Annotated in this window: 22 protein-coding genes; 9 read left to right on the forward strand and 13 right to left on the reverse strand. The window is 59.3% G+C overall.

Going from position 1 to position 22,824, the window contains the following annotated elements:
• Positions 1–81: 81 nt before the first annotated feature.
• The 6 genes from VNV36_RS03780 to VNV36_RS03805 form a co-directional block, all read right to left on the reverse strand.
• Positions 82–735, reverse strand: a complete 654-nt coding sequence (locus VNV36_RS03780) for a DUF2931 family protein (RefSeq protein ID WP_325716374.1) — start codon at positions 733–735, stop codon at positions 82–84.
• Positions 735–2,276 (reverse strand): T6SS phospholipase effector Tle1-like catalytic domain-containing protein, encoded by a 1,542-nt coding sequence (locus VNV36_RS03785; protein WP_325716376.1) that lies wholly within the window; start codon positions 2,274–2,276, stop codon positions 735–737. Before VNV36_RS03785 ends, VNV36_RS03780 begins: the two co-directional genes overlap by 1 nt.
• Before the next feature lie 219 nt (positions 2,277–2,495).
• Positions 2,496–3,194 (reverse strand): arsenical resistance protein ArsH, encoded by a 699-nt coding sequence (gene arsH / locus VNV36_RS03790; RefSeq protein WP_325716378.1) that lies wholly within the window; start codon positions 3,192–3,194, stop codon positions 2,496–2,498.
• Between the two features lie 9 nt (positions 3,195–3,203).
• Positions 3,204–3,674 carry an arsenate reductase ArsC gene (locus VNV36_RS03795; RefSeq protein ID WP_325716380.1) on the reverse strand — a complete coding sequence of 157 codons (471 nt, stop codon included), beginning with the start codon at positions 3,672–3,674 and terminating at the stop codon, positions 3,204–3,206.
• A gap of 27 nt (positions 3,675–3,701) precedes the next feature.
• A complete protein-coding gene (locus VNV36_RS03800; RefSeq protein ID WP_325716382.1) occupies positions 3,702–4,049 on the reverse strand; it encodes a metalloregulator ArsR/SmtB family transcription factor in 348 nt (115 codons plus the stop codon).
• 196 nt (positions 4,050–4,245) lie between these two features.
• Complete coding sequence (locus VNV36_RS03805; RefSeq protein WP_325716383.1) at positions 4,246–5,130, reverse strand: LysR family transcriptional regulator; 885 nt, start codon at positions 5,128–5,130, stop codon at positions 4,246–4,248.
• 133 nt (positions 5,131–5,263) lie between these two features.
• Between VNV36_RS03805 and VNV36_RS03810 the strand changes: the two genes are divergently transcribed.
• The 3 genes from VNV36_RS03810 (at position 5,264) to VNV36_RS03820 (ending at position 9,651) form a co-directional block, all read left to right on the forward strand.
• Positions 5,264–6,910 (forward strand): GMC family oxidoreductase, encoded by a 1,647-nt coding sequence (locus tag VNV36_RS03810; RefSeq protein ID WP_325716385.1) that lies wholly within the window; start codon positions 5,264–5,266, stop codon positions 6,908–6,910.
• A 176-nt stretch (positions 6,911–7,086) separates the two neighbouring features.
• Positions 7,087–8,709: an MFS transporter gene (locus tag VNV36_RS03815; protein WP_325716387.1), complete on the forward strand. Its 1,623-nt coding sequence runs from the start codon at positions 7,087–7,089 to the stop codon at positions 8,707–8,709.
• Between the two features lie 330 nt (positions 8,710–9,039).
• Complete coding sequence (locus VNV36_RS03820; protein ID WP_325716389.1) at positions 9,040–9,651, forward strand: hypothetical protein; 612 nt, start codon at positions 9,040–9,042, stop codon at positions 9,649–9,651.
• A gap of 43 nt (positions 9,652–9,694) precedes the next feature.
• On the opposite strand, the gene VNV36_RS03825 is transcribed toward VNV36_RS03820, so the two are convergent.
• Entirely contained in the window at positions 9,695–10,057 is a 363-nt protein-coding gene (locus tag VNV36_RS03825) for a DUF427 domain-containing protein (RefSeq protein ID WP_325716391.1), read from the reverse strand.
• Positions 10,058–10,250: 193 nt separating this feature from the next.
• Here VNV36_RS03825 and VNV36_RS03830 point away from each other — a divergent pair, with 193 nt between their 5' ends.
• Positions 10,251–12,194, forward strand: a complete 1,944-nt coding sequence (locus VNV36_RS03830) for a DNA topoisomerase III (protein WP_325716393.1) — start codon at positions 10,251–10,253, stop codon at positions 12,192–12,194.
• 543 nt (positions 12,195–12,737) lie between these two features.
• Complete coding sequence (locus VNV36_RS03835; RefSeq protein ID WP_085602835.1) at positions 12,738–13,067, forward strand: hypothetical protein; 330 nt, start codon at positions 12,738–12,740, stop codon at positions 13,065–13,067.
• A 175-nt stretch (positions 13,068–13,242) separates the two neighbouring features.
• Here the strand turns inward: VNV36_RS03835 and cynR are convergent, their stop codons facing one another.
• Positions 13,243–14,124, reverse strand: a complete 882-nt coding sequence (cynR, locus tag VNV36_RS03840; RefSeq protein WP_325716396.1) for a transcriptional regulator CynR — start codon at positions 14,122–14,124, stop codon at positions 13,243–13,245.
• 119 nt (positions 14,125–14,243) lie between these two features.
• On the opposite strand from cynR, the gene cynS reads away from it, so the two are divergent.
• Both cynS and VNV36_RS03850 read left to right on the forward strand, forming a co-directional pair.
• A complete protein-coding gene (cynS, locus tag VNV36_RS03845) occupies positions 14,244–14,711 on the forward strand; it encodes a cyanase (protein WP_325716398.1) in 468 nt (155 codons plus the stop codon).
• 59 nt (positions 14,712–14,770) lie between these two features.
• Complete coding sequence (locus VNV36_RS03850; protein ID WP_325716401.1) at positions 14,771–15,430, forward strand: carbonic anhydrase; 660 nt, start codon at positions 14,771–14,773, stop codon at positions 15,428–15,430.
• Positions 15,431–15,538: 108 nt separating this feature from the next.
• On the opposite strand, the gene VNV36_RS03855 is transcribed toward VNV36_RS03850, so the two are convergent.
• Both VNV36_RS03855 and glsB read right to left on the reverse strand, forming a co-directional pair.
• A complete protein-coding gene (locus tag VNV36_RS03855) occupies positions 15,539–17,041 on the reverse strand; it encodes an aldehyde dehydrogenase family protein (RefSeq protein ID WP_325716403.1) in 1,503 nt (500 codons plus the stop codon).
• Positions 17,042–17,223: 182 nt separating this feature from the next.
• On the reverse strand, positions 17,224–18,132 hold the full coding sequence (glsB, locus tag VNV36_RS03860; protein ID WP_325716405.1) for a glutaminase B: 909 nt from the start codon (positions 18,130–18,132) through the stop codon (positions 17,224–17,226).
• Positions 18,133–18,270: 138 nt separating this feature from the next.
• Here glsB and VNV36_RS03865 point away from each other — a divergent pair, with 138 nt between their 5' ends.
• Positions 18,271–18,759, forward strand: a complete 489-nt coding sequence (locus VNV36_RS03865) for a GFA family protein (RefSeq protein ID WP_325716407.1) — start codon at positions 18,271–18,273, stop codon at positions 18,757–18,759.
• A 123-nt stretch (positions 18,760–18,882) separates the two neighbouring features.
• Here VNV36_RS03865 and VNV36_RS03870 read toward each other — a convergent pair whose 3' ends face one another.
• The 3 genes from VNV36_RS03870 to VNV36_RS03880 form a co-directional block, all read right to left on the reverse strand.
• Complete coding sequence (locus VNV36_RS03870) at positions 18,883–20,169, reverse strand: ATP-binding protein (protein WP_325716409.1); 1,287 nt, start codon at positions 20,167–20,169, stop codon at positions 18,883–18,885.
• The gene (locus tag VNV36_RS03875; protein WP_325716411.1) at positions 20,170–20,877 is read right to left on the reverse strand and encodes a response regulator; all 708 of its coding nucleotides are present in this window, start codon (positions 20,875–20,877) and stop codon (positions 20,170–20,172) included.
• 243 nt (positions 20,878–21,120) lie between these two features.
• A complete protein-coding gene (locus VNV36_RS03880; RefSeq protein ID WP_325716412.1) occupies positions 21,121–21,729 on the reverse strand; it encodes a MiaE family protein in 609 nt (202 codons plus the stop codon).
• Between the two features lie 159 nt (positions 21,730–21,888).
• Between VNV36_RS03880 and uspL the strand changes: the two genes are divergently transcribed.
• The gene (gene uspL, locus VNV36_RS03885; RefSeq protein ID WP_325716414.1) at positions 21,889–22,752 is read left to right on the forward strand and encodes a universal stress protein UspL; all 864 of its coding nucleotides are present in this window, start codon (positions 21,889–21,891) and stop codon (positions 22,750–22,752) included.
• The last annotated feature ends 72 nt before the right edge of the window (positions 22,753–22,824 follow it).

The raw sequence follows: 22,824 nt of genomic DNA on the forward strand, positions 1-22,824 counted from the left end.
AGAGTGGTCGCTGGTCAGTACCCAGGCAGCCGTACATCATATTAAGCACGGCCTCATATTGGACGACTCACGGCTCAGCGGCTACCAACTTCCGTATGGAATGCCGTATTTTTCGATATATCGCTTCGACTTCTCATTAACGGGATATGCGTAGCGCCCTTGGTTCTTACCCTGACTTGGCCCTAAAGGCTCGATCTCTGCCTGTGCTCTGGCGACTTTGACAGGATGGTGGCATGAGTCTCTGACCCAGACTTGTACGACACCACCGGGAGCCAGGCCCAAGTAAATAGACGCGTTATAACGCCCCTTTTGTTCGGGTGTTTTTACGCAGCGTTGGTTTACAGACTCAAGCATCAGTTGCCTGGCTTCTTCTGGAATGTCCACCCAGACCTTATATGTTTGCGGTTCAACAATGGACTGCCAGCGAACATAGATCCGTTTGGGAAGATCAGCGCCAACAACTGCCTTTCCGGTGCTTCCCACACCGTGCCAACCGCGGGCAGAGTCTGTGCCGTCTTCCGGCTGGCCGCCTGAAGCGGATCCACCGCCGGTGCTTAAGAAAGTGTCGCCCTTGACGTCTTCTACAGCGGTATCTTCTACCCAAACCTTCATGTAATCAGGTTCGGTGAATGCGAGTTCCCACCAAGGAGACTTGGGATCATTTTTTGTGGAAAGTGGATTGGCGTGACAGCCAGTCATGAAGACCACACAGAGCAGGCTTGAAAGAAATTTCATCAAAAAAGCGTCCAATCGGGTACGTGCGGATGTTGAACTCTTATAGCGTCAGGTGTCGGCGCATTGATGTACACCGCTTTCACGCCGCTTCCATCTTTCCTGCCAAGCGGATGGTTCCAGTTAGCAGAAATGTGAATGTATTTGAGTTTGAGCATGTGCTCCTCTTCTGGCGTAGTACTGTAATCACCGGCGACAAATCGATCACACAAAGCCTGAAGTTCTGCCGGAAGTGCCAGATCAGGCGTGTCTGAGATGTCGTTGAAACGAACGCCTTTATCTTTCGCCATCTTATGCATTACACGCAGATAAACTCTGGAGAGCATGCCGCTAACCGAACGTTTGAGCTGCACAGCGGCATACACGCGTTTGACACGTGGGCTCATCCGATCTTGCGGGCTTCTCGGCATCAACAGAGCAGGCGGCATTACAATTTCCAGCATCTCAGCAGGCCATCCGTTTGCTAGCCACTGATCTCTTACTAATACCGCATCGCGGTAAATAGACGTGGTCAGAACATCAGTATGCAGCGAGACCTCCAGTACTTGCATAGGGCTGACGAGCACACATTCTTGAGCTTCATCGAGGTAACTACCTCCGATATCGGAATGAACGCCCGGCAGAGTAATCTCTAGATGAGCGGGCTTTACGCGGTTTAGGGCAAAATTGCCTCGACATTCATCACGAGCAACCAAATGGACGACGTCGGTAAAAAAACGACGATCCAGATAGAGTTTGATGCCCGTTGCAATGGGACTTTTCACATTGCCGAGATTGGACCAACCAGCGATTGACGGAACTGTATCGAATAACCCGATAAATCCCATTCTGATATCGCCATTGTATTGATCATTGAAAGTCCTGCGGAAAGCTTCAGAATGACTCCGTAGCACTTCACCCAAGGGGCCTTGTTTACCACGCACTACCTGATTGGCAAAGTGGCGAGCGGCGGCTGCACCCCGGCTGAATCCAAAGGTGTCAAAGGTCAGCGAAGTCACTTCGCTACCCGGGTTATCATCCAAGAGCTCTTTGATACGTAAACCAATCGATTCAAATGAAGACTGGACCCGACTTGCAACTCCGGTATCACCTCGTCCGGTGCCACCTCCGAAGGGGCTATCTTTCTCCCCCGCTTGAGTGCCAATACTATCTACATAAATCATACGGGAAGCTTGCTTTCGGAGGCCTTCACCTTCGGCCCTCTCCGGGGCGTCATAGAGCTCACTCAGTTTTCTTATATTCGTCGGGCCCGCGCCATAACTACTGTCCGGATCATTCATGTAAGGCTCACAGCTAGCCGGTATATCCTGCGGCGCAATCGGATGCTGCGCACCACAAAGCAACCTCGCAGCAGAGTTGTTTGCGTTATTGCCAGTCCCATCAAAGAAAACTTCAATCCTCAGCGCAATCCCGATCTTCTCGGGCTCGCGCGCAGGCTCTTTCCCGTGTTTCTCATATTCGGCCCAGTGCTGGGCATGTATGTCGACGGGTTTGGCTTCTTCGTAGCGATAGTTTTTCGGCGGGTTTGGAACGTAGCCACTCAATCCTCGATTTCCTTGTTCTGATCCTTGAACGGCCCGCAGGGTGACAGCCGGGGCTGGGTGGCGCAAGCCGTGGCCGTGTGCCAGCCATGGCGTGTTAATGCGAGCGTGCTCGCTCCTACAAGAGGATTTGGGCTGACGCTAAATGAACGGTGCCGGGCTGGCGTCATCGCGAGCCGGCTCACTCCCGCAAGGGGATAGAGCCTGGCTGTGGTCTGGCGGTCAGATCGAGCGCTGATTGACCCGCGCCATCAACTGTTCGGCACTTTCCTTGCGTTCGGAATAGCGATCAACCAGATGCGCCTGCTGGCCGCGCAGCAACACGGTGAACTTGACCAGTTCTTCCATGACATCCACCACGCGGTCGTAAAACGGCGAGGGTTTCATCCGCCCCGCTTCGTCGAACTCCATGTAGGCCTTCGGTACGGAAGACTGGTTGGGGATGGTGAACATGCGCATCCAGCGACCAAGAACGCGTAACTGGTTGACCACGTTGAACGACTGCGAGCCGCCGCAGACTTGCATCACCGCCAGGGTTTTGCCCTGGGTCGGGCGGACGGCGCCGAGCTCGAGGGGGACCCAGTCGATCTGCGCCTTGAACACGGCAGACATGGCACCGTGGCGCTCCGGCGAGCACCACACCTGGCCTTCCGACCACAGCACCAGATCGCGCAGTTCCTGGACTTTCGGATGGTCGACCGGGACGTCGTCGGGCAGTGGCAAACCGGACGGATTGAAAATCCGGGTTTGCGCACCGAAGTGTTCGAGCAGGCGTGCGGCCTCTTCGACCAGCAAGCGGCTGAAGGAGCGCTCTCGGGTCGAGCCGTAGAGCAACAGGATGCGCGGTTTGTGTTCACCGATAATCGATGGCCTGGCCGCATTGAACAGAGTTGTGTCGAGGTTGGGCAGATGGTCTGACATGGAGCCTCCTTACAGTGTGCCGATGCGGTCGAGCTCGGCCTTGAGTTGATCGCGGCTGAGAGCGTCAAAAGGCAGGTCGAGGAACGCTTGGCAGCGTTGGCCGATGCGCACCAGGGTGGCGTTGAATGCGGCGTCGACAGCGGCTTCGTCGCCCTGCACTTCGGACGGATCCTCCAGCCCCCAGTGCGCTTTCAGTGCCGGGCCGAAATACACCGGGCAGGTTTCGCCGGCAGCTTTGTCGCAGACGGTGATGACGATATCCGGCGGGTTTTCTGCAAAAGCGTCATTGCCTTTGCTGTACAGGCCGTCGGTGGCAATGCCGTGCTGTTGCAGGGTCACCAGGCTACGCGGCAGAACCTGGCCTTTGGGAAAACTCCCGGCACTCACCGCCGCGAAACCGGCGGGGGCCAAGTGATTGAACATGGCTTCAGAAAGAATGCTGCGGCAGCTGTTGGCCGTACACATGAACAGGACTCGCATCTGGGCGCTCCGTAAAAATGAAAAGATTCAGCAACAGGCGCGTTCGCGCACCGGGCGGCCATCCATGAGTTGCAGGCGCATGGCGTTGTCATTGAGCCAATCGACATTGGCCTTCGAGGTCACTCGCAGGATTTCGCCGATCCATGCCGGCAGCTCCGGGTTGAGGCGGTAATACACCCACTGGCCCTGGCGCCGGTCGAGCAGTAAGCCATTGCTGCGTAGCTGCGCGAGGTGGCGGCTGATTTTCGGCTGGCTGTCGTCGAGCGCACACATCAGCTCGCAGACGCATAACTCGCCTTGCTCGGCGATGAGCAGAATGGCGCGCACGCGAGTTTCGTCGGCGAGGCTTTTGAAGACTTCGGTGGGAGTGATCATGGTGCTCGCCTTTGCCATATGCGGGAAAACGAATATACGGATATCCATATATTTATCAACCCGCGAAAGCAGCCACGATGAATCACCCTGTGGGAGCGAGCCTGCTCGCGAAGGCTGAGGGTCAGGCAATATTTAAGTTTCAGATACAGCGCTTTCGCGAGCAGGCTCGCTCCCACAGGGGGCTGGGTACATCAGGTTAACCGCGTAACAGGCCATGCTCCGCTTCGCACAGTTCAACCACGTAATCCCAGACCACCCGCAGCCGCACCGATTTGTGTAGCTCCCGCCGAGTGCTGATCCAGTAGCTGCGCTCAATGCTTTCATGGGGCAGCAACGGCACCAGATCCGGGTCGGACGCGGCCATGTAGCACGGCAACACCGCGATGCCCAACCCCGAGCGCGCCGCCTCCTGCTGGGCGATGACGCTAGTGCTGTGGAAGACCACGCGAGGGCTGCGGCAGAAACTGTTGAGGAACATCAGTTCCTGACTGAACAGCAAGTCGTCCACGTAACCGATCCACGCGTGTCGCCCGAGATCCTCACGGCTTTGCAGCGGCGGCGCCTTGTCGAGATACGCCTGGCTGGCGTACAGCGCCAACCGATAGTCCGTGAGCTTGCGCGTGACGAGCATGTCGGCGGATGGGCGTTCGAGGTGGATGCTGATTTCCGCTTCGCGGTTGAGGATGCTGACGAAGCGCGGCACGGCGACCAGTTCCACTTCCAGCCCGGGGTAGCGTTCGAACAGGCCGATCATGCGACTGGCGAGAAATTTGATACCGAGGCCTTCAGTCACACCGACGCGGATCTTGCCCAGCGGCGCGGTTGACTGAGTAATTTCTTCCTGCGCCAGCAGCGCGACGTTTTCCATCGCTTCGGCATGTTTGAGCAGGGCCTCCCCCGCCGGGGTCATTTCGTAGCCTTGGGCGTGCTGGATGAACAACGCGGTGCCGAGGCTTTTTTCGATGGATTCGATATGCCGCGCCACCGTCGCATGGGTGGTGTTCAGGCGGCGGGCGGCGGTGAGCAGCCGGCCACTGCGTTGCAGTTCGAGAAAAAAACGCAGGTCGTTCCAGTCGAACATGGCGGCTCCTTGTCGGCAATCGTCGATTCCGGCTGTTTGAAAATGCACAGCGGCTGCGCAAAAACTAACATTCTTTTAACGAAAGCTAACAACTAGAGTGTCCGACAATAAAAACAAAAAGCGAGGTCAGGGCATGCAGATGTCCCTCGATGAATACGACTACATCGTGGTCGGCGCCGGCCCCGCCGGGTGTTTGCTGGCCAATCGGCTCTCGGCTGATCCACAGCAACGGGTGTTGCTGCTCGAAGCCGGTGGCCGCGACAACTATGCGTGGATTCACATTCCAGTGGGTTACCTGTTCTGCATCGGTAACCCGCGCACCGACTGGTGCTTCAAGACCGAACAACAACCTGGCCTCCACGGCCGCGCCTTGAGCTATCCGCGCGGCAAAGTGCTCGGTGGCTGTTCGTCGATCAACGGCATGATCTACATGCGCGGCCAGGCCAACGACTACGACGGCTGGGCCGCTGCGGGCAATCCGGGTTGGGCCTGGAAGGACGTGCTGCCGCTGTTCAAACAAAGCGAAAACCACTTCGCCGGCGGCGCTGAATTTCACGGCAATCAAGGTGAATGGCGGGTCGAGCAACAGCGCCTGTCGTGGCCGATTCTGGATGCCTTTCGCAGCGCTGCCGAGCAAAGCGGCATCGCCAGCATCAATGACTTCAATCAGGGCGACAACGAGGGTTGCGGTTACTTTCAGGTCAATCAGAAATCCGGGGTGCGCTGGAACGCGGCCAAGGCTTTTTTGAAACCGCTGCGAGGGCGGGCGAACCTGACTGTGCTGACCGGCGTCGAGGTTGATCGGGTTCTGCTGGAAGACGGCCGCGCGACGAAAGTCAGCGCGCGCCATGAAGGCCGGATCAAACAGTTCAAGGCGCGCAAGGAGATTGTTTTGTGCGCCGGTTCGGTCGGTTCGCCGAGCATTCTGCAGCGCTCCGGGATCGGTCCGCGGCCGCTGCTCGAACGCTTGGGCATCGGCGTGATTCATGAGTTGCCGGGCGTCGGCGACAACCTGCAGGATCACCTGCAATTACGCCTGATCTACAAACTGGAAAACGCGCGCACACTGAACCAGATCGCTGGCAGCGTGTGGGGCAAGATGGGCATGGGCCTGCGTTATCTGTACGACCGCAGCGGGCCGCTGTCGATGGCGCCGAGCCAGTTGGGCGCGTTTGCCCGCTCCGGCCCGGAGCAGACCTCAGCGAATCTGCAATATCACGTGCAGCCGCTGTCGCTGGAGCGCTTTGGCGAGCCGCTACACAGCTTCCCGGCATTCACCGCGTCGGTGTGCGACCTGCGCCCGCAGAGCCGTGGACGCATCGAAGTTCGCTCGGCCGACCCACAAGCGGCGCCGTTGATTCAGCCCAATTACCTCAGCCATCCGGAAGATCTGCGCGTGGCCGCCGATGCGATTCGGCTGACCCGGCGCATCGTCAGCGCCCCAGCCCTGCAGTCATTCAAACCGGTCGAATACCTGCCGGGCGACAGCTTGCAAAGCGAAGAACAACTGCATGAAGCGGCGGCCAGAATCGGCACGACGATTTTCCACCCGGTCGGCACTTGCCGCATGGGCAATGACGGTGACGCGGTGGTCGATGCGCAACTGCGCGTGCATGGCGTACCGGGGTTGCGCATTGCCGATGCCTCGATCATGCCGAGAATCACCTCGGGCAACACCTGTTCGCCTACGCTGATGATTGCCGAGAAGGCGGCTCAACTCATCCTCAACCACAGCACCAAGAGCAGCACCCCAAAACTGGAGTTGACTCAGAGCCTGTAGGCGCTGCCGAAGGCTGCGATCTTTTGATCTTGCTTCTGACCTGAAAAAAACCAAAGTCAAAAGATCGCAGCCTTCGGCAGCTCCTACAGGAGACCGCGTTAAATTCAAGGCAACGCATCACCCGGACACGCAACACCAGTGGAACAACAAAAACAATCACTGTGAGGGATACCGATATGTCAGACCACGCTCAGCCGCTGGACGCTGCGAGCAGCGCCGAAACCAGCAACGCGACACAGAAAGTCATCTTCGCTTCGTCACTGGGCACGGTGTTCGAGTGGTATGACTTCTTCCTCTACGGCGCCCTCGCGGCGGTGATCAGCAAGCAGTTTTTCGCCGGCGTCAACGACACCACGGCATTCATCTTCGCGCTGATGGCGTTCGCCGCCGGCTTTATCGTGCGGCCGTTCGGCGCGCTGGTGTTTGGCCGACTGGGGGACATGATCGGGCGCAAATATACCTTCCTCGCGACGATCATTCTGATGGGCGTGGCGACCTTTTGCGTCGGCCTGTTGCCGACCTACGCCAGCATCGGCATCGCCGCGCCGATCATCCTCGTGGTGCTGCGCATGCTTCAGGGCCTGGCCCTGGGCGGCGAATACGGCGGCGCGGCGACCTACGTGGCCGAGCATGCACCAATCGGTAAACGCGGTTTCCACACCAGCTGGATTCAATCCACCGCCACCCTCGGCCTGCTGCTGTCGCTGTTAGTGGTGCTCGGTTGCCGCTACTTCACCGGCGACCAGTTCGAAGTCTGGGGCTGGCGTATTCCGTTCCTGTTGTCGATCGTGCTACTGGGCATTTCCACCTGGATTCGCCTGAGCCTTCACGAGTCGCCGGCCTATCTGAAAATGAAGGAAGAAGGCAAAGCCTCGAAGGCGCCGATTCGCGAATCGTTCGGCAAATGGGAGAACCTCAAAGTCGTACTGATCGCCTTGTTCAGCATCAACGCCGGACAAGCGGTGACCTTCTACGCCGCGCAGTTCTACGTGCTGTTCTTCCTCACCCAGTTCCTGAAAATGGACCCGGCGGTGGCCAACAGTCTGTTGATCATCAGCGTAGTCATCGGCGCGCCGTTCTTCATTTTTTTCGGCTGGCTGTCGGACAAGGTCGGGCGTAAACCGGTGCTGATGCTCGGCCTGTTGCTGGCGACCGCACTGTACTTTCCGATCTTCAAATCCCTGGCCCATTACGCCAACCCGGCGATCGATCAGGCCAGCCGTCAGGCACCGATCACTGTGCTGGCCGATCCGGCGACCTGCACCTTCCAGTTCGATCCGGTGGGCAAGGCCAAATTCGACAGCCCTTGTGACAAGGTCAAAACCTTCCTGGTCAAGCAAGGCCTGCCCTACACCAGCGCCGCCGCCCCGGCCGGCAGCGGCGTGCAGGTGAGTATCGGCGACGTGAAGATCGACGGTTATGACGAAGCGGCCTTGCGCGGCGCGATCACCCTCGCCGGCTACCCGCAACAGGCCGACATGCAACAGATCAACAAACCGATGATCGTCGCTCTGATCGTTGCGCTGATCATCATCTCGGCCATGTGCTACGGGCCGCTGGCGGCACTGATGGTCGAACTGTTCCCGACGCGCATCCGCTACACCTCGATGTCGTTGCCGTATCACATCGGCAACGGCTGGTTTGGCGGGTTCCTGCCGACTGTCTCGTTTGCGTTGGTGGTGTACACCGGGGACATTTTTTATGGGTTGTGGTACCCGGTATTGATCACCGGGGTGAGCCTGGTGGTGGGAATGATCTGCTTGCGTGAGACGAAGAATATCGATCTGGACAAGAACTGAGCGTCGTCATCGAATCCGCTTCAGGCCAGCCCTGAAGCGGACTACTGCCTTGAGATTGGATGTTCGACAGAATGATGGCACCTACCTATCATGCCGGCGCGATCGGCATGGCCTCAGTGCCATAACCCGAGCGCGTCTGCCCAAACGACATCCAATCATCCTAAGGAACAGGATATGGCAAACAATTCACCCTCCTCACAAACACCCTCCAGCGCCCCTGCAACTTTTTTCCGGGCAACGCATGATCTGTTTGCCGAAGAGATCAGCGCCAGGCAATCCAAAGGCTTCCTCAGCTACTTTTTCTGACCCGAACTTTGAACGAGTATCGCCATGTTCAACGATAAACGTGTCGGCATTTCCTGCCCGGCATTGCAGGCAATCGAGCCAGTACTGAACAGCTGGATAACCTGCACGCAGCGCTACATTGATATGTGGGAGGGTGGTGATTTGCCCTACTGGTACAACGAGCAGGCCAACGTCAGCATTCTCGCCGGAGCCGCCTGGAAAGCCGACTGGACCGCCATCGAGGAATACCAGATCATCAAGATCGCTACCGAGGCGGACGAAAAGACCTCGGTGATCGGCCGCAACGATTTGTACATTGCCGACGAAAAAAACGGTTTTTGCATCGAAGCCAAGGTCGCTTACGTGCCGATTGATAATCTGACGGCCGCCCGCGACTGGATACTGGGCAAATGCAAACTGGCGACCTTTGAGGCCGGCCGGCTTGACTACGACGAGCCTAAAGTCGGCGCGGTGTTTATCGCCCCCTATTCGCTTACCAAGTCAGCAAGCATTGAGCAGATCGAGGCCTTTCAGACAATGCTCCTGGCATTGCCCAACGATGCGCTCGCCTGGGTCTGCCCAACAGACGCGCAGAAAACCCCCAGCCATGACAACAAGCGGTACCCGATGGTGGCGCTGCTTTTGTTAAATAGCTGACTCGGCAAGACTGGCCGCTGGCGTATGAAGTACGTCGGCGGCATCAGCCTTCAGCCTTGATCACCTCGAACTTCACCTGATCCGGATAAAACGCCACATAGTCGCGGATCGCCGCCACCGACACTTTCGGGCTCTCGTAAGTCCACACCGCATTCGCGCCCTCATGTCCCGGCACCTGGAGGCTGAAGTAATTGGCGTCGCCCTTGTACGGGCAATAGCTGGTGTGGTCGGTGCGGGCGAAATATTTCTCGTCGATGTCTTCGCGGGGAATGTAGTAGACCGGCGGGTAGTTGGCCTCCTGGAGGATCAGCGCGTGGGAGGACGCGGCGACCTGGATGCCGTGGAATTTCACCAGCAGGCAGCCCGCCAGTTGTTCGAGGCTGATTACGGGACTGGGGCTTTTCATGAGGTTCTCCTGGAACACAGCGAAGAGACCGGTTCAGGTATAGCTGACGGGCCCGGGCCCGGCTGGCCGTGCAGCCGAACGGTACAAACCTTCAGCAACGCTTTATCTGTATATCCATACAGATAAAAGTTGCCCCCGCCGCCAACTCCGGCCATCCTGTGCCCACTCCACACACCAACCAGCGATGGCAGATATGCAGCTGTACCTCTGTGAAAAACCGTCCCAGGCCAAAGACATTGCGGCCGTGCTCGGCGCCCGGCGTCGGGGCGACGGCTGCTGGCTGGGAATGAACGTCACGGTGACCTGGTGCATCGGCCATTTGCTCGAAACCGCACCGCCTGACGCCTACGACGCTCGCTACAAGCGCTGGGTACTGGCGGACCTGCCGATCATTCCCGACAAGTGGAAAATGACCGTCAAACCGCGCAGCGCCAGCCAGTACAAAGCGGTCAAGCGTCTGCTCGGCGAAGCGAGTGAACTTATCATCGCCACCGACGCTGACCGTGAGGGCGAGATGATCGCCCGGGAACTGGTCGAACACTGCCGCTATCGCGGGCCGATCCGCCGCTTGTGGTTGTCGGCACTGGACGAGGCATCAATCCGCAAAGCCCTCGCGGCGCTTAAACCGGGAGCCGAGACGTTCAGCCTGTATCACTCGGCGCTCGGCCGTTCGCGGGCGGACTGGCTGATCGGCATGAACATGAGTCGCTTATTTACCCTGCTGGGTCGTCAGTCCGGTTATCAGGGCGTATTGCCGGTTGGCCGAGTGCAGACGCCGACCCTGCGACTGGTGGTTGATCGCGACCGCAGCATCGCCGATTTCGTCCCGGTGCCCTTCTGGGCAATCGATGTGGAGTTGCGGCACAAAGGCACGGCGTTTACCGCGCAATGGCGTGCGCCTTCGGACGTTTGCGATGATCAGGATCGCTGCCTGAACCAAGTGCTGGCTCAACAAGCGGCAGCGGCGATCAATAGCGCAGCCAGTGCTCGGGTGGTCAAACTGAAAACCGAGCGCATGCGCGAAGTGGCGCCGCTGCCTTTCGATCTTGGCACGCTGCAGGAAGTCTGCTCGAAGAAACTCGGGCTCGGCGCTCAGGAAACTCTGGACATCGCCCAGGCGCTCTACGAAACCTACAAAGTCATCACGTATCCACGCAGCGACTGCGGCTACCTACCGCTGAGCCAGCACGGCGAAGCGCCGGCCATTCTCGCTGCGTTGCGTCAGGCCGATCCGGGCCTCGAAGCGCTCAACGGGTTTCTGGAGCCCCAGCGCAAATCCCGGGCATGGAACGACGCCAAGGTCAGTGCTCACCACGGCATCATCCCCACCGCAGCAGCGAAAAACCTGGAGCGCCTCAGCGGCAAGCACCGTGCGGTGTACACGCTCATTCGTGCACGTTATCTGGCGCAGTTTCTGCCCAATCACGAATACGATCGCACCCAGGCCGATTTCGATTGCAACGGGCAAGCGTTGCGCGCCGTGGGCAAGCAGATCATCGAACCCGGCTGGAAGCGCGCATTACCTGAGGCGCTGGCCCCGGCCAAGGGCCGCGAAGCGCCGGCACCGCAAACCTTGCCGGCCTTGAACCAAGGCGTTGAATGTGCGGTGGCGCAGGTGAACCTCAAGGATTTATGGACTCAGCCGCCCAAGCCGTACACCGAAGGCGATCTGATCAAGGCGATGAAGAACGTCGCCAGACTGGTCGAAGATCCGCTGCTCAAACAGAAACTCAAGGACACCACCGGCATTGGCACCGAGGCCACTCGCGCCTCCATCATTCAGGGTCTGCTGGATCGTGGCTATCTGGTGAAAAACGGCAAGGCCCTCGCCGCGACACCGGCCGCCTTCAGTCTGATCGATGCAGTGCCGCGCGCAATCGCCGACCCCGGCACCACCGCAATCTGGGAGCAGGCGCTGGACATGGTGCAGAGCGGTGAGATGAGCCTGGAAGAATTCGTTACCAAACAGGCCGCATGGATGAGCAAGCAGGTGACCCGCTGCTCCAGTCTCAGCCTGACCATCAGCGGCCCGCCCCCCGCCGGCAAAGCCGCAGCGCCGTGGAAGAAGAAACGCAAATCCAGCGCCAGTAAAACCACCGGCACACGCAAACGCTCGACCCGACCGGCGCCCCGCTGATTCCATCCTCGGTTCCAGGATCCCGTCTGCAGATTCGAACTCTTTTCATTCCAAAACAGCTTTGTCCGACAATATGTAGTGCTTGAAAATAATCACTACAAAACCGTTGACGGCATCGTTTTGCTTTTGCATGATGAAGACGCTCCCCGATCGGGAGCGCTGGTAATACGCTTGAGCAAACTCGTCTGACCGCCGAGTTGTTTTTTCCGGATACACGCTGCCCACAAGGCAGATTGAAGAAGCTGACCTGGCCTGAACGTCCAGTACAAGGACGAGAAGCGCTGGCGAAAATTCTCAAGTCGCTTGTGGTCGACACTGGATATGTCGTCAAGGAGCCTCCCGGTTTTCGCTGCTTCTCCTCGTTGTGACGCTATTGCGTAGCAGTTATTCAACACGACTACATGCAACAGATGCACGACCCCGTATTGCATACGGGCGAGCGCTGACGTCCTGGTTTCGGTGCCAGGGATCAACTAACCGATGGTCTACCTGTATTAGCGAATCAACTTTGAAAGATCATCAGACTGGTCAAGGGGCATAACAATGAATCTGAACAATCAACCCACCATCGAAGAACTGGCTCGTATGTTCGCGGCGCAAAAAGACAGCCACGACAGCCACATTCTCTGGATCAGCAAGTCGGGCCAGGTGCACATTGACTGCCTGTCGCCCCACGCTGGCGAAGAAGAATTCGACCGCAATAACCAGAACCTGCTGGCCCGCCTGAAGATGTACCGCCGCGGTCACGGTTACGTCGGCAAGAAGGCTGCGGCCGACAAGGACTTCATCGGTAATGTGCTGCAGACGCTGAAACAGGCGTGGGACTCGATGCAGAACAAGAATGAAGTTCGGGTGATTGATCGGTTTTATTGAGTTATAACTTTAAAGATGAAAGGGCCTGTTCCGATTGGGAGCAGGCCCTTTTTACATCCCGAATCCGGCACATAACCCTGTGGCAGCGAGCCTGCTCGCGAATGCAGTGCTTCATCGCAAGCATAAATCTCTGACACACCGAATTCGCGAGCAGGCTCGCTCCCACAGACGTTGTTCATGCCATGTGCGTTTCCAGGACAAGGTCAACAAACGCCAGCGCCGCCGCACTGTGATAATTAGTCTGTCGCCGCAACAACGCCGCTCCCCGCTGCGGCGCTTCCCCTGCGACCCGCAACCGGCGCAACGCTCGGCCTTCGTTGGCAATCGCCTCCGGCAACATAGTCGCCAGCGGTGAAGAGCGCACAACCTCCAGCAGCGTACTTACTGAATTCACTTCGATTCGCACATTGGGCGTAATCCCATGCTCGCGAAAATACTCATCCACCGATAACCGCGTGATGAAATCCGGCGCCAGCAAGGCGAAGTCCAACGCAGCAACCTCCTCCGGCTTCAACACCGCACGGCCGTCATACAGCGGATGCTCGCGTCCGACCATGATCGCCAGCGTCTCGGTAAACGCCGGGATGCATTCGATCTCGGCATTGCGCACCGGGGTAAAGGCGATCGCAACGTCCAGCGAGTCATCCGCCAGTCCCGCCTCGATGTCGTCCATCGACAGTTCGAAGATTTCCAGATGAATGCCGGGAAACCGCGCGGTGTAGTCGCGCATCAGCGGCCCGACCAGATAGGCCATGAACGTCGGCGTCATCGCCAGACGTAACGTCCCGCGCGACAAATCCTTCACGTCGTGCAGTGCGCGCTGTCCCGCCTCCAGCTCTACCAGCACACGCCGCGCGCACTCGATGTAAGCCTGGCCGGCATCCGTTGGTCTGACCGTGCGTGACGTGCGATCGAACAGGCTCACGCCAAGAGTGTCCTCCAGTTGCCGAATCTGCTGCGACAAAGTCGGCTGCGACACATGCAGCGCTTCAGCCGCGCGAGTGAAGCCGCCGTGATCGGCAACGGCGAGTAAATAACGCAAATGTCGCAATAGCATGGGAACATCATCCATAGGCAGGACTTATGCGTAGCATTGTATATCGGTCTTGGACGCTATGGATCGCCCAGCGCAAGATGGCTCCCACACAGCAAGCCAACCTTGAAAGGAGTGACACCATGCAACAGTCCCACGCCTACAACGACAGCAGCCTGGCCCTGACCACCCGCATGCTCGATGCCAAGGCGAAGAAAGATCTGTCGTGGCAGGATCTCGCCGACGGCACCGGCCTCAGCCTGGCGTACGTTACCGCCGCTCTGCTCGGTCAACATCCGCTGCCGGAAAACGCCGCGCAAATAGTCGGCGACAAGCTGGAACTGAGCGCTGATGACATCGCCGCCCTGCAGATCATTCCTCTGCGCGGCAGCCTCAGCGGCGTACCGACCGACCCGACCATCTACCGTTTTTACGAAATGATCCAGATCTACGGCACCACGCTCAAGGCGCTGGTCCACGAGCAGTTCGGTGACGGCATCATCAGCGCGATCAACTTCAAACTGGACATCAAGAAAATCGAAGACCCGGAAGGCGGATCCCGCGCCGTGGTCACCCTCGACGGCAAGTTCCTGCCGCTGCGTCCGTTCTGACGTGTCCGGCCCGCGCATTGCGTGCGGGCCATTCGATTTCCGCTCAAGAGGAAACCCCCATGAAAGCCCTGATCGACGGCTTCCTGAAATTCCAGAACGAAGCCTTCCCGCAACGCAGCGAACTGTTCAAACATCTGGCGACCACGCAACAACCCGGCACGCTGTTCATCACTTGCTCCGACAGCCGTGTCGTGCCGGAACTGCTGACCCAGCAAGAACCCGGCGAGCTGTTCGTGATCCGTAACGCCGGTAATATCGTGCCGTCCTACAGCCCGCACCCAGGCGGGGTGTCGGCGACCGTGGAATATGCGGTGGCGGTGCTGGGTGTGACCGATATCGTGATTTGCGGGCACTCCGATTGCGGCGCGATGACCGCGATTGCCCAGTGCACATGCATGGATCACCTGCCTGCCGTCAGAGGCTGGCTGCAGCATGCCGAGTCGGCAAAAGTGATGAACGAAGCGCGCTCGCATGGCAGCGCCGCGGCCAGGTTGAGTTCGATGGTGCGCGAGAACGTGATCGCGCAACTGGCGAATATTCAGACCCATCCGAGTGTGCGCCTGGCCCAGGAGCAAGGCCGGTTGAATCTGCATGGCTGGGTGTACGACATCGAGACCGGCTCGATCGACGCGTTGTCTTCGGATCGCCGCACCTTTGTGCCGCTGGCCGAACAACCTGAGACTTGCGCGATCAGCGCACAAATAACCCACGTCGCTTGACCCGTTCCCTGTAGGAGCTGCCGAAGGCTGCGATCTTTTGATCTTGATTTACAAACATCAAAAGATCGCAGCCTTCGGCAGCTCCTACACGGTGCGGTCCGGGTTACGTCAGCGTTTCACCGCGAGATCAACCTGACTCATCCGGCTACGCACGGTAAACACGCCATCGCCGGACAGAATCGCACTGCGCGCAAACAGCCTTCCGCTCTCCCAGTTCGAAAGGCCCAGCTCCGGCTTGTTCAGCGCGTATTGCCCATCGACCCAACGGGTAATGCCATTGCCTACGAACGGCGCATTCACCGCGTTATAGAAGCGCTCCTGAGCAGCCGCGTCCTCACTGATCAACGACACCGTGAACTGTGGACTGTAGCGGTTGAACAGCGCAATCGCCTGATCCAGATCGTCGATGATCATCAGGCTGACTTCCGGGGTTTCTTCCCACTCCCACTCGCGGCCCAGATCCGACTCGGGCAACGGTTCGGCCAGCGCTTCGGTCCGGTAGCCCTCGGCCCGATAAACCTGCACGGTTGCGTTCTGCCATTCACTCGGCAGGCCACTTTCACTGCCCTCGACGATATGCAACTTGCAGCCCTGCCCACGCGCAGTACCGGCGTCTTTCAACGCAGCAAGGAACAGCGGCACCAGCTCGGCGGCGCGTTCACGCTGAATCAGGCAGACGTTCAAGGTATTGCAGACTTTGCGGTCCAGCGAGTTGCGCACCACTGCGGCAAAGCGCGTGGCGTCGGCGTCACGGTCGGCGATCAGCCAAGCGCCGCCGGTGCCATGCAGGCTGACGGCGGTGCCGGCCTGCTGGGCGATGCTGCCCAACTGACTGACTGCCCGGCCCGAGCCGCGAGCCACGGCCAATGACAGACGCCGATCGGCAAACATCGCCCAACCGGCGGCATGATTGACACTTTCCACCAACGACACCGCGCCTGTCGGCAGGCCCGCTTCGGCCAGCGCCGGATTCAAGGCGTGAGTGACGATGGCTTGCGCGGTGCCCAACGCATCACTGCCGATGCGCAGTACAGCGGTGTTGCCGGTGCGCAACACACCGGCAGCGTCGGCAAACACGTTGGGCCGGCCTTCGAAGACAAATGCAACGATGCCCAGCGGCGAAACCACCTGCTCGACCTTCCAGCCGTCATGCTCGACGCTGCTGATCACCATGCCCCGCGTGGGCGGCGCATCACGCCAGGCGCGCAGGCCGGCGATCATGTCGCGGCGCATGCGTTCATCGGCGAGCAGCCGCGTGGTCGAGCGACCGCGCGCCTTGGCCCGCTCGATGTCGGCAAGGTTGGCGGCGTTGATGCGCGCCCAGCATTCGGGATCTTCCAGGCGCAGGGCGAACAGATCGAAGAACTGGCTGATGGCTTCATCGGACACCGCCGACAACCCGCTGAATGCCGCCGCCGCACGCTCAATCGCCACCGACGCGGCCTGTTGATCCGCCACGGGGATCAGCAACAACTCGCCGCTGACCTGCTCGACCAGCAAATGGTCACCGGGCTGAAACCGCGCGGCCAGTTCGGGGCTGACCACGGTGACGCGGTTACCAGCGAAAGGGATCGGCGTGCCAGCGACAAGACGTTCGAGCGCAAGAGACATTAAGCGGATTCACCATGCAGAGGGCGGCCGGAAAATGTATAGAACACGATCCTGCAAAGCAACACTGCACCCTGTGGGAGCGAGCCTGCTCGCGAAAGTGTCCGGTCAGACGACATCGATGCCGAATGTACCGGCCTCTTCGCGAGCAGGCTCGCTCCCTCAATGGGAATCGTGGTTTGGCTTCAGAACACCGACCAGCCAATCCGCGAGCTGAGCAGTTCCAGCGCCGCCATCCCCGCCAGGGAGTTGCCAGCCGCGTTCAGTTCCGGCGACCACACGCACACGGTAAATTGCCCCGGCACCACCGCAACGATCCCGCCACCGACCCCGCTCTTGCCCGGCAGACCTACGCGGTAGGCGAAATTGCCGGCCTCGTCATACAAACCGCTGGTGGCCATGATCGAGTTGACCTGCTGGGTCTGACGGCGCGTCAGAATCTGCTCGCCGCTGTGTTTGCAGAAGCCGTCATTGGCCAGAAAGCAGAACGCCCGGGCGAGGTCGATGCAATTCATCCGCAACGCACAGTGGCTGAAATAGCTGCGCAACACGGCTTCGACATCGTTGTGGAAATTGCCGAACGATTGCATCAGATAAGCCATCGCCGCATTGCGCGCACGGTGCTGGTATTCGGAGTCGGCGACCTTGCCGTCGATCATGATCTGTGGATTGCCGGACAGCCGCCTGACAAAATCACGCATCGATAATGTTGGCGCGGCGAAGCGCGACTGGTTGATGTCACAAATCACCAGTGCCCCGGCGTTGATGAAGGGGTTGCGCGGGCGCCCACGCTCGAACTCCAGTTGCACCAGCGAATTGAATGGCTGGCCAGAGGGCTCATGACCGAGCCGCTGCCAAATCGCTTCGCCGGAATGGTCAATGGCCTGCACCAGGCTGAACACCTTGGAAATACTCTGCACCGAGAACGGTGTTTCGGCATCGCCAGCACAATGCATCTCGCCGTCATTGCCGTACACGGCGATGCCCAGTTGATTGGCCGCTACCGTGCCGAGGGCGGGAATATAGTCAGCAACCTTGCCCTGCCCGATCAGGGGCCGGACCGCGTCAAGGATCTCGTTCAACAGCGCTTGCATGCCAAGTTCCGAAGTCTCGCCCCATGGGATTGCGGGGACACTGGGGCTAGACGCTGCGCCCGCCGGTCGCATCACACCGGCAAGCGTTAGCCGAAATGTTCTAGGCTCAAACGCATCTTTCAAACACCGGAGAACACCATGCACCTCGAAGGCTCCTGCCATTGCGGCGAGGTCACGTTCAGCCTCGACAGCGCCCACCCCTACCCTTATCAACGCTGCTACTGCTCGATCTGCCGCAAGACCCAAGGCGGCGGCGGTTACGCGATCAACCTGGGTGGCGACGCGACGAGCCTCAAGGTACGCGGGCGCAAACACATCAGCATTTATCACGCGAAGATGAAGGAGGAAGGCGCAAAGCGCGCCCATCGCAGCAGCGCCGAGCGGCACTTCTGCTCACTGTGCGGCAGCGCTCTGTGGCTGTTCAGCCCCGAGTGGCCGGAGCTGATCCATCCATTCGCCTCGGCCATCGATACGCCGCTGCCGGTGCCGCCGGAACGCACGCACCTGATGCTTGGGTCAAAAGCGCCGTGGGTTGAGGTCGAGGCGAAGCCGAAGGATCAGCAGTTTGATGAATACCCGGAAGAATCGATTGCACAGTGGCATGAGCGACTCGGTGTGACCCGCTGAACACCGGCCCCTGTAGGAGTGAGCCTGCTCGCGATGGCGTTGTGTCAGTTCACTCATTATCGAATGACCGACCGCTATCGCGAGCAGGCTCACTCCTACAAGGGGCAGGCTCAGGCACATCATTCATTCCAGATGCGCCCAGGTCATCCTGAACAACGCCCCACCCCAAACCGAATCGCCAACCTCAACCTGCCCGCCATGGGACTGCGACACCCGCCGCACCAGCGCCAGTCCCAGGCCAAAACCACCGGTACGCCGATCACGGCTGGCATCCAGTCGCGAGAACGGTTCGAAGATTTTCTCCCGACCTTGCAACGGCACGCCCGGCCCGTCGTCGCTGACCCGCACCTCGTAGTCGTCGCCGTTACGCACCAGCGACACCTCGACGCGCTGTTCGGCATAGCGAATGGCGTTGCGCAGCAGGTTGATCACCGCCCGCGCCATGAAGCGCGGTTCTATGCGCAAGGTGTCGACCTGGCAGTCCGCAATCGATAACTGCACCCCCGCCGCTTCGGCCTCCAGCGCCACGCTGCCGACGACGCTGTCGAGCCAGTCTGCTGCCTGGATATTTTCCCGCTTGATCACCGTCGCGCCGTGTTCGAGGCTGGCGTAGGTCAGCAGCTCAGAGACCATTTCTTCCAGCTCACCGAGGTCGGCGTACATGTCAGCGATCAGCTCGCGGTTCTGGCTCGCATCAGGTTGTTGCTTGAGCTGATCGAGCTCGAACGACAGCCGCGCAATCGGCGTGCGCAATTCGTGGGACACGGCGTTGGTCAGCTCGCGCTGATTGGCGATCAAACCCTCGATACGCGCCGCCATCAGGTTGAAGTGCCCGGCCAGGTCGCGGATGTTCGAGCGCCGCGACAACTGAATGCGCACCGACAGATCGTTAGCGCCAAAACGTTCGGCGGCCAGGCGCAGCTTTTCCAGATCGCGCCAGTGCGGGCGCACCCAAAAGAACAGCACGATGCCGATCAGCACGGCCAGCATCACGTACGCAGCCGTAATGTAGAACGGCATCAGACTCGGCTCCAGCGGCAGCTTGATGCTGAGCAACTGCGAACCGCCGTCGATGTTGCTGATGAACTGCGTGTAGTCGTCGCGGATCACCAACAGGTTCTGCGCCAGCTCGGCTTTTTCCTGGGAGGTCAGGGCCAGTTGATCGGCCTCCACCAGACTCAGCGACAGGCCATAGTGCGGTCGCAATGCATCGAGTTTCTGCTCTCGCTCCGCACCTTGTCGGCCTTGCAGATGATCGACCAGCGACCATGCCTGGCCGCGCACCGCCTCACGGTTGTAATCCTGCATCTGGCTGTCGAGCAGCGCATTGAAGGTGTGCTCGACAGTCTGCAACGCCAGCACCAGCCCCACCGTCATCACCAGAAACAGACCAAGAAACAAGCGCAGCATCTATAGTTCCCACGCGAACGGATTGAACAGATAGCCCTTGCCCCACACGGTCTTGATGCACACCGGCTCGCGGGGGTTGTCCTTGAGTTTGTTGCGCAATTTGCTGATGTAGACGTCAACGCTGCGGTTGAGCCCGTCGAAGGCGATGCCACGCATGCGATTGAGAATGTCATCGCGCGAGAGAATCTTGCCCGCCGCGCTGGCCAGCAACCAGAGCAGTTCGAATTCCATGGTGGTCAGCTCGATAACCTCACCGGCCAGCCGCACTTCACGGCAACTGCGATCAATGCCCAAGTTGCCAAACTCGAGAAAGCTGACCACGCTGGTGTCCGGCATCTGCCGCCGTTGCAGCGCCCGCAGCCGCGCGAGCAATACCGGCGGCTTGATCGGTTTGATCACATAATCATCGGCACCGGATTCCAGGCCGAGGATGTGATCGAGATCGTCTTCCTTGGCGGTGAGGATCACGATCGGTGTGTCCGACACGCTGCGAATTTCGCGACACACCTGCAGCCCGCTCTGCCCCGGCAACATCAGATCCAGCACGACCACTTTCGGCTTGAACTCGAGAAACACGGCCACCGCCAGATCGCCACGATGCACCGTGCGCACCTCGTAGCCGTGTTGTTCAAGAAAGTGCGCAATCAGCGCGGCGAGACGTTCATCGTCCTCGACCAGCAGGACTTTGCCAAAACCCAGGTTATCCATAACGACCGTTGCCAAGCCAAACGTGGAAGGGCCGATATTATGCGGGCAATCATCGGTCAGGCGATGACGCCAGACAGCAAAAACCGGCCACGCGGGCCGGTTTGCGGTGATGTTTCATACTCTTAAGAGTTTTTAACAATCAAACAACGATGTCCGTTTTGTGCAGGAGCTGCCGAAGGCTGCGATCTTTTGATCCTGTTTTTAACAATCAAAAGATCGCAGCCTGCGGCAGCTCCTACCCGATTACGCGGCAACCGGAACACCGCTGTGGAAGCGGAATTCCTCGTCCGGCGATTCGATAAGCTCTTGCTCGGCAGCACGCACGCGCTCGATCACCTGCGCGACATCCTTCGCATCCCCGTACTGATACGCCAGTTTCAGGTAGCCCTGAAAATGCCGTGCCTCGCTTTTCAGCAGGCCGAAGTAGAACTTGCCCAGTTCTTCGTCCAGATGCGGCACCAGCGCTTCGAAGCGTTCGCAACTGCGCGCTTCGATGAACGCGCCGACCACCAGCGTATCGACCAGCTTCACCGGCTCGTGGCTGCGCACCACTTTGCGCAGGCCCGAGGCGTAACGGCCGGCGTGCAGCTGACGCAGCTCGACCTTGCGCCGTTTCATGATGCGCATGACCTGTTCGTGGTGCACCAGTTCTTCCCGGGCCAGACGCGACATCATGTTGATCAGGTCGACGTGGGCGTGATACTTGGCAATCAGGCTCAGCGCGGTGCTGGCGGCCTTGAACTCGCAGTTCTTGTGGTCGATCAGCAGGGTTTCCTGATTGGCCAGTGCCGCCTGGACCCAGGCATCGGGCGTACGGCAGCCGAGGAATTCGTGGATTTCGGGAAGGATCATGGGGCTCACGGTAAAAGGTGTTCGAGCGAAGGGCGCCGATTATACCGGCCTGCCCGCAGACCACCAGCGGCGGCTGTTGATATGCGTCAAGTCGCAGACATTCGGGCAGCAACTATAGTTGTGCAACGCCGTGCCTTTTCTTCGCTGGAGACTCCGCTCATGCAAGCCATTCGCAGCATTCTGGTGGTCATCGAACCTGAACACGCGCAAAGCCTGGCGCTCAAGCGCGCCAAGCTGATCGCCGGCGTCACCCAGGCCCATCTGCATCTGTTGGTGTGCGACAAGAAGCATGACCATGCCGGCCTGCTCAGCGTGCTCAAGGCTGCATTGCTCGCCGAAGGGTACAGCGTGACCACCGAACAGGCGTGGAACGAGAGCCTGCATGAGACCATCATCGATGTGCAGCAGGCCGAAGGCTGCGGTCTGGTGATCAAACAACATTTCCCCGACAGTTCGCTGAAAAAAGCCCTGCTGACCCCGGCCGACTGGAAACTGCTGCGCCACTGCCCTGCCCCGGTACTGCTGGTGAAAACCGCCGGTTCGTGGAAAGACAGAGTGATTCTCGCGGCGGTCGATGTCGGCAATACCGACGGTGAACATCGGCATTTGCACAGCACAATCATCGATCACGGTTACGACATTGCCAGCCTGGCCAAGGCGCATCTGCATGTGATCACCGCGCATCCGTCGCCGATGCTGTCGGCGGCCGACCCGACCTTTCAGCTCAAATCGACCATAGAAGCCAAATACCGCGAGCAGTGCCGGGCGTTTCAGGCCGAGTTCGATGTTGATGACGAACATCTGCACATCGAAGAAGGCCCGGCTGATGTGCTGATTCCATTCATGGCGCACAAACTGCAGGCGGCGGTGACAGTGATTGGCACTGTGGCCAGGAGTGGATTGTCAGGCGCGCTGATCGGTAACACGGCGGAGGCGGTGCTGGACGCGCTGGAAAGCGATGTACTGGTGCTCAAGCCGCAGGAAGTTGAGGATCATCTGCTGGAGTTGGCGGTGAAACATTAAGCGCGAAAGATCGCAGCCTTCGGCAGCTCCTACAAGTAGTGCGCATTCCCATGCAGGAGCTGCCGAAGGCTG

The sequence above is a fragment of the Pseudomonas sp. genome, from assembly GCF_035554175.1.
GTDB lineage: Bacteria > Pseudomonadota > Gammaproteobacteria > Pseudomonadales > Pseudomonadaceae > Aquipseudomonas.

Coding starts and splice junctions, on each gene's coding strand:
- VNV36_RS03780 (WP_325716374.1), bottom strand. CDS start 735: ATGAAATTTCTTTCAAGCCTGCTCTGTGTGGTCTTCATGACTGGCTGT.
- arsH (WP_325716378.1), bottom strand. CDS start 3,194: ATGTCAGACCATCTGCCCAACCTCGACACAACTCTGTTCAATGCGGCC.
- VNV36_RS03795 (WP_325716380.1), bottom strand. CDS start 3,674: ATGCGAGTCCTGTTCATGTGTACGGCCAACAGCTGCCGCAGCATTCTT.
- VNV36_RS03800 (WP_325716382.1), bottom strand. CDS start 4,049: ATGATCACTCCCACCGAAGTCTTCAAAAGCCTCGCCGACGAAACTCGC.
- VNV36_RS03805 (WP_325716383.1), bottom strand. CDS start 5,130: ATGTTCGACTGGAACGACCTGCGTTTTTTTCTCGAACTGCAACGCAGT.
- VNV36_RS03810 (WP_325716385.1), top strand. CDS start 5,264: ATGCAGATGTCCCTCGATGAATACGACTACATCGTGGTCGGCGCCGGC.
- VNV36_RS03815 (WP_325716387.1), top strand. CDS start 7,087: ATGTCAGACCACGCTCAGCCGCTGGACGCTGCGAGCAGCGCCGAAACC.
- VNV36_RS03820 (WP_325716389.1), top strand. CDS start 9,040: ATGTTCAACGATAAACGTGTCGGCATTTCCTGCCCGGCATTGCAGGCA.
- VNV36_RS03825 (WP_325716391.1), bottom strand. CDS start 10,057: ATGAAAAGCCCCAGTCCCGTAATCAGCCTCGAACAACTGGCGGGCTGC.
- VNV36_RS03830 (WP_325716393.1), top strand. CDS start 10,251: ATGCAGCTGTACCTCTGTGAAAAACCGTCCCAGGCCAAAGACATTGCG.
- VNV36_RS03835 (WP_085602835.1), top strand. CDS start 12,738: ATGAATCTGAACAATCAACCCACCATCGAAGAACTGGCTCGTATGTTC.
- cynR (WP_325716396.1), bottom strand. CDS start 14,124: ATGCTATTGCGACATTTGCGTTATTTACTCGCCGTTGCCGATCACGGC.
- cynS (WP_325716398.1), top strand. CDS start 14,244: ATGCAACAGTCCCACGCCTACAACGACAGCAGCCTGGCCCTGACCACC.
- VNV36_RS03850 (WP_325716401.1), top strand. CDS start 14,771: ATGAAAGCCCTGATCGACGGCTTCCTGAAATTCCAGAACGAAGCCTTC.
- VNV36_RS03855 (WP_325716403.1), bottom strand. CDS start 17,041: ATGTCTCTTGCGCTCGAACGTCTTGTCGCTGGCACGCCGATCCCTTTC.
- glsB (WP_325716405.1), bottom strand. CDS start 18,132: ATGCAAGCGCTGTTGAACGAGATCCTTGACGCGGTCCGGCCCCTGATC.
- VNV36_RS03865 (WP_325716407.1), top strand. CDS start 18,271: ATGCACCTCGAAGGCTCCTGCCATTGCGGCGAGGTCACGTTCAGCCTC.
- VNV36_RS03870 (WP_325716409.1), bottom strand. CDS start 20,169: ATGCTGCGCTTGTTTCTTGGTCTGTTTCTGGTGATGACGGTGGGGCTG.
- VNV36_RS03875 (WP_325716411.1), bottom strand. CDS start 20,877: ATGGATAACCTGGGTTTTGGCAAAGTCCTGCTGGTCGAGGACGATGAA.
- VNV36_RS03880 (WP_325716412.1), bottom strand. CDS start 21,729: ATGATCCTTCCCGAAATCCACGAATTCCTCGGCTGCCGTACGCCCGAT.
- uspL (WP_325716414.1), top strand. CDS start 21,889: ATGCAAGCCATTCGCAGCATTCTGGTGGTCATCGAACCTGAACACGCG.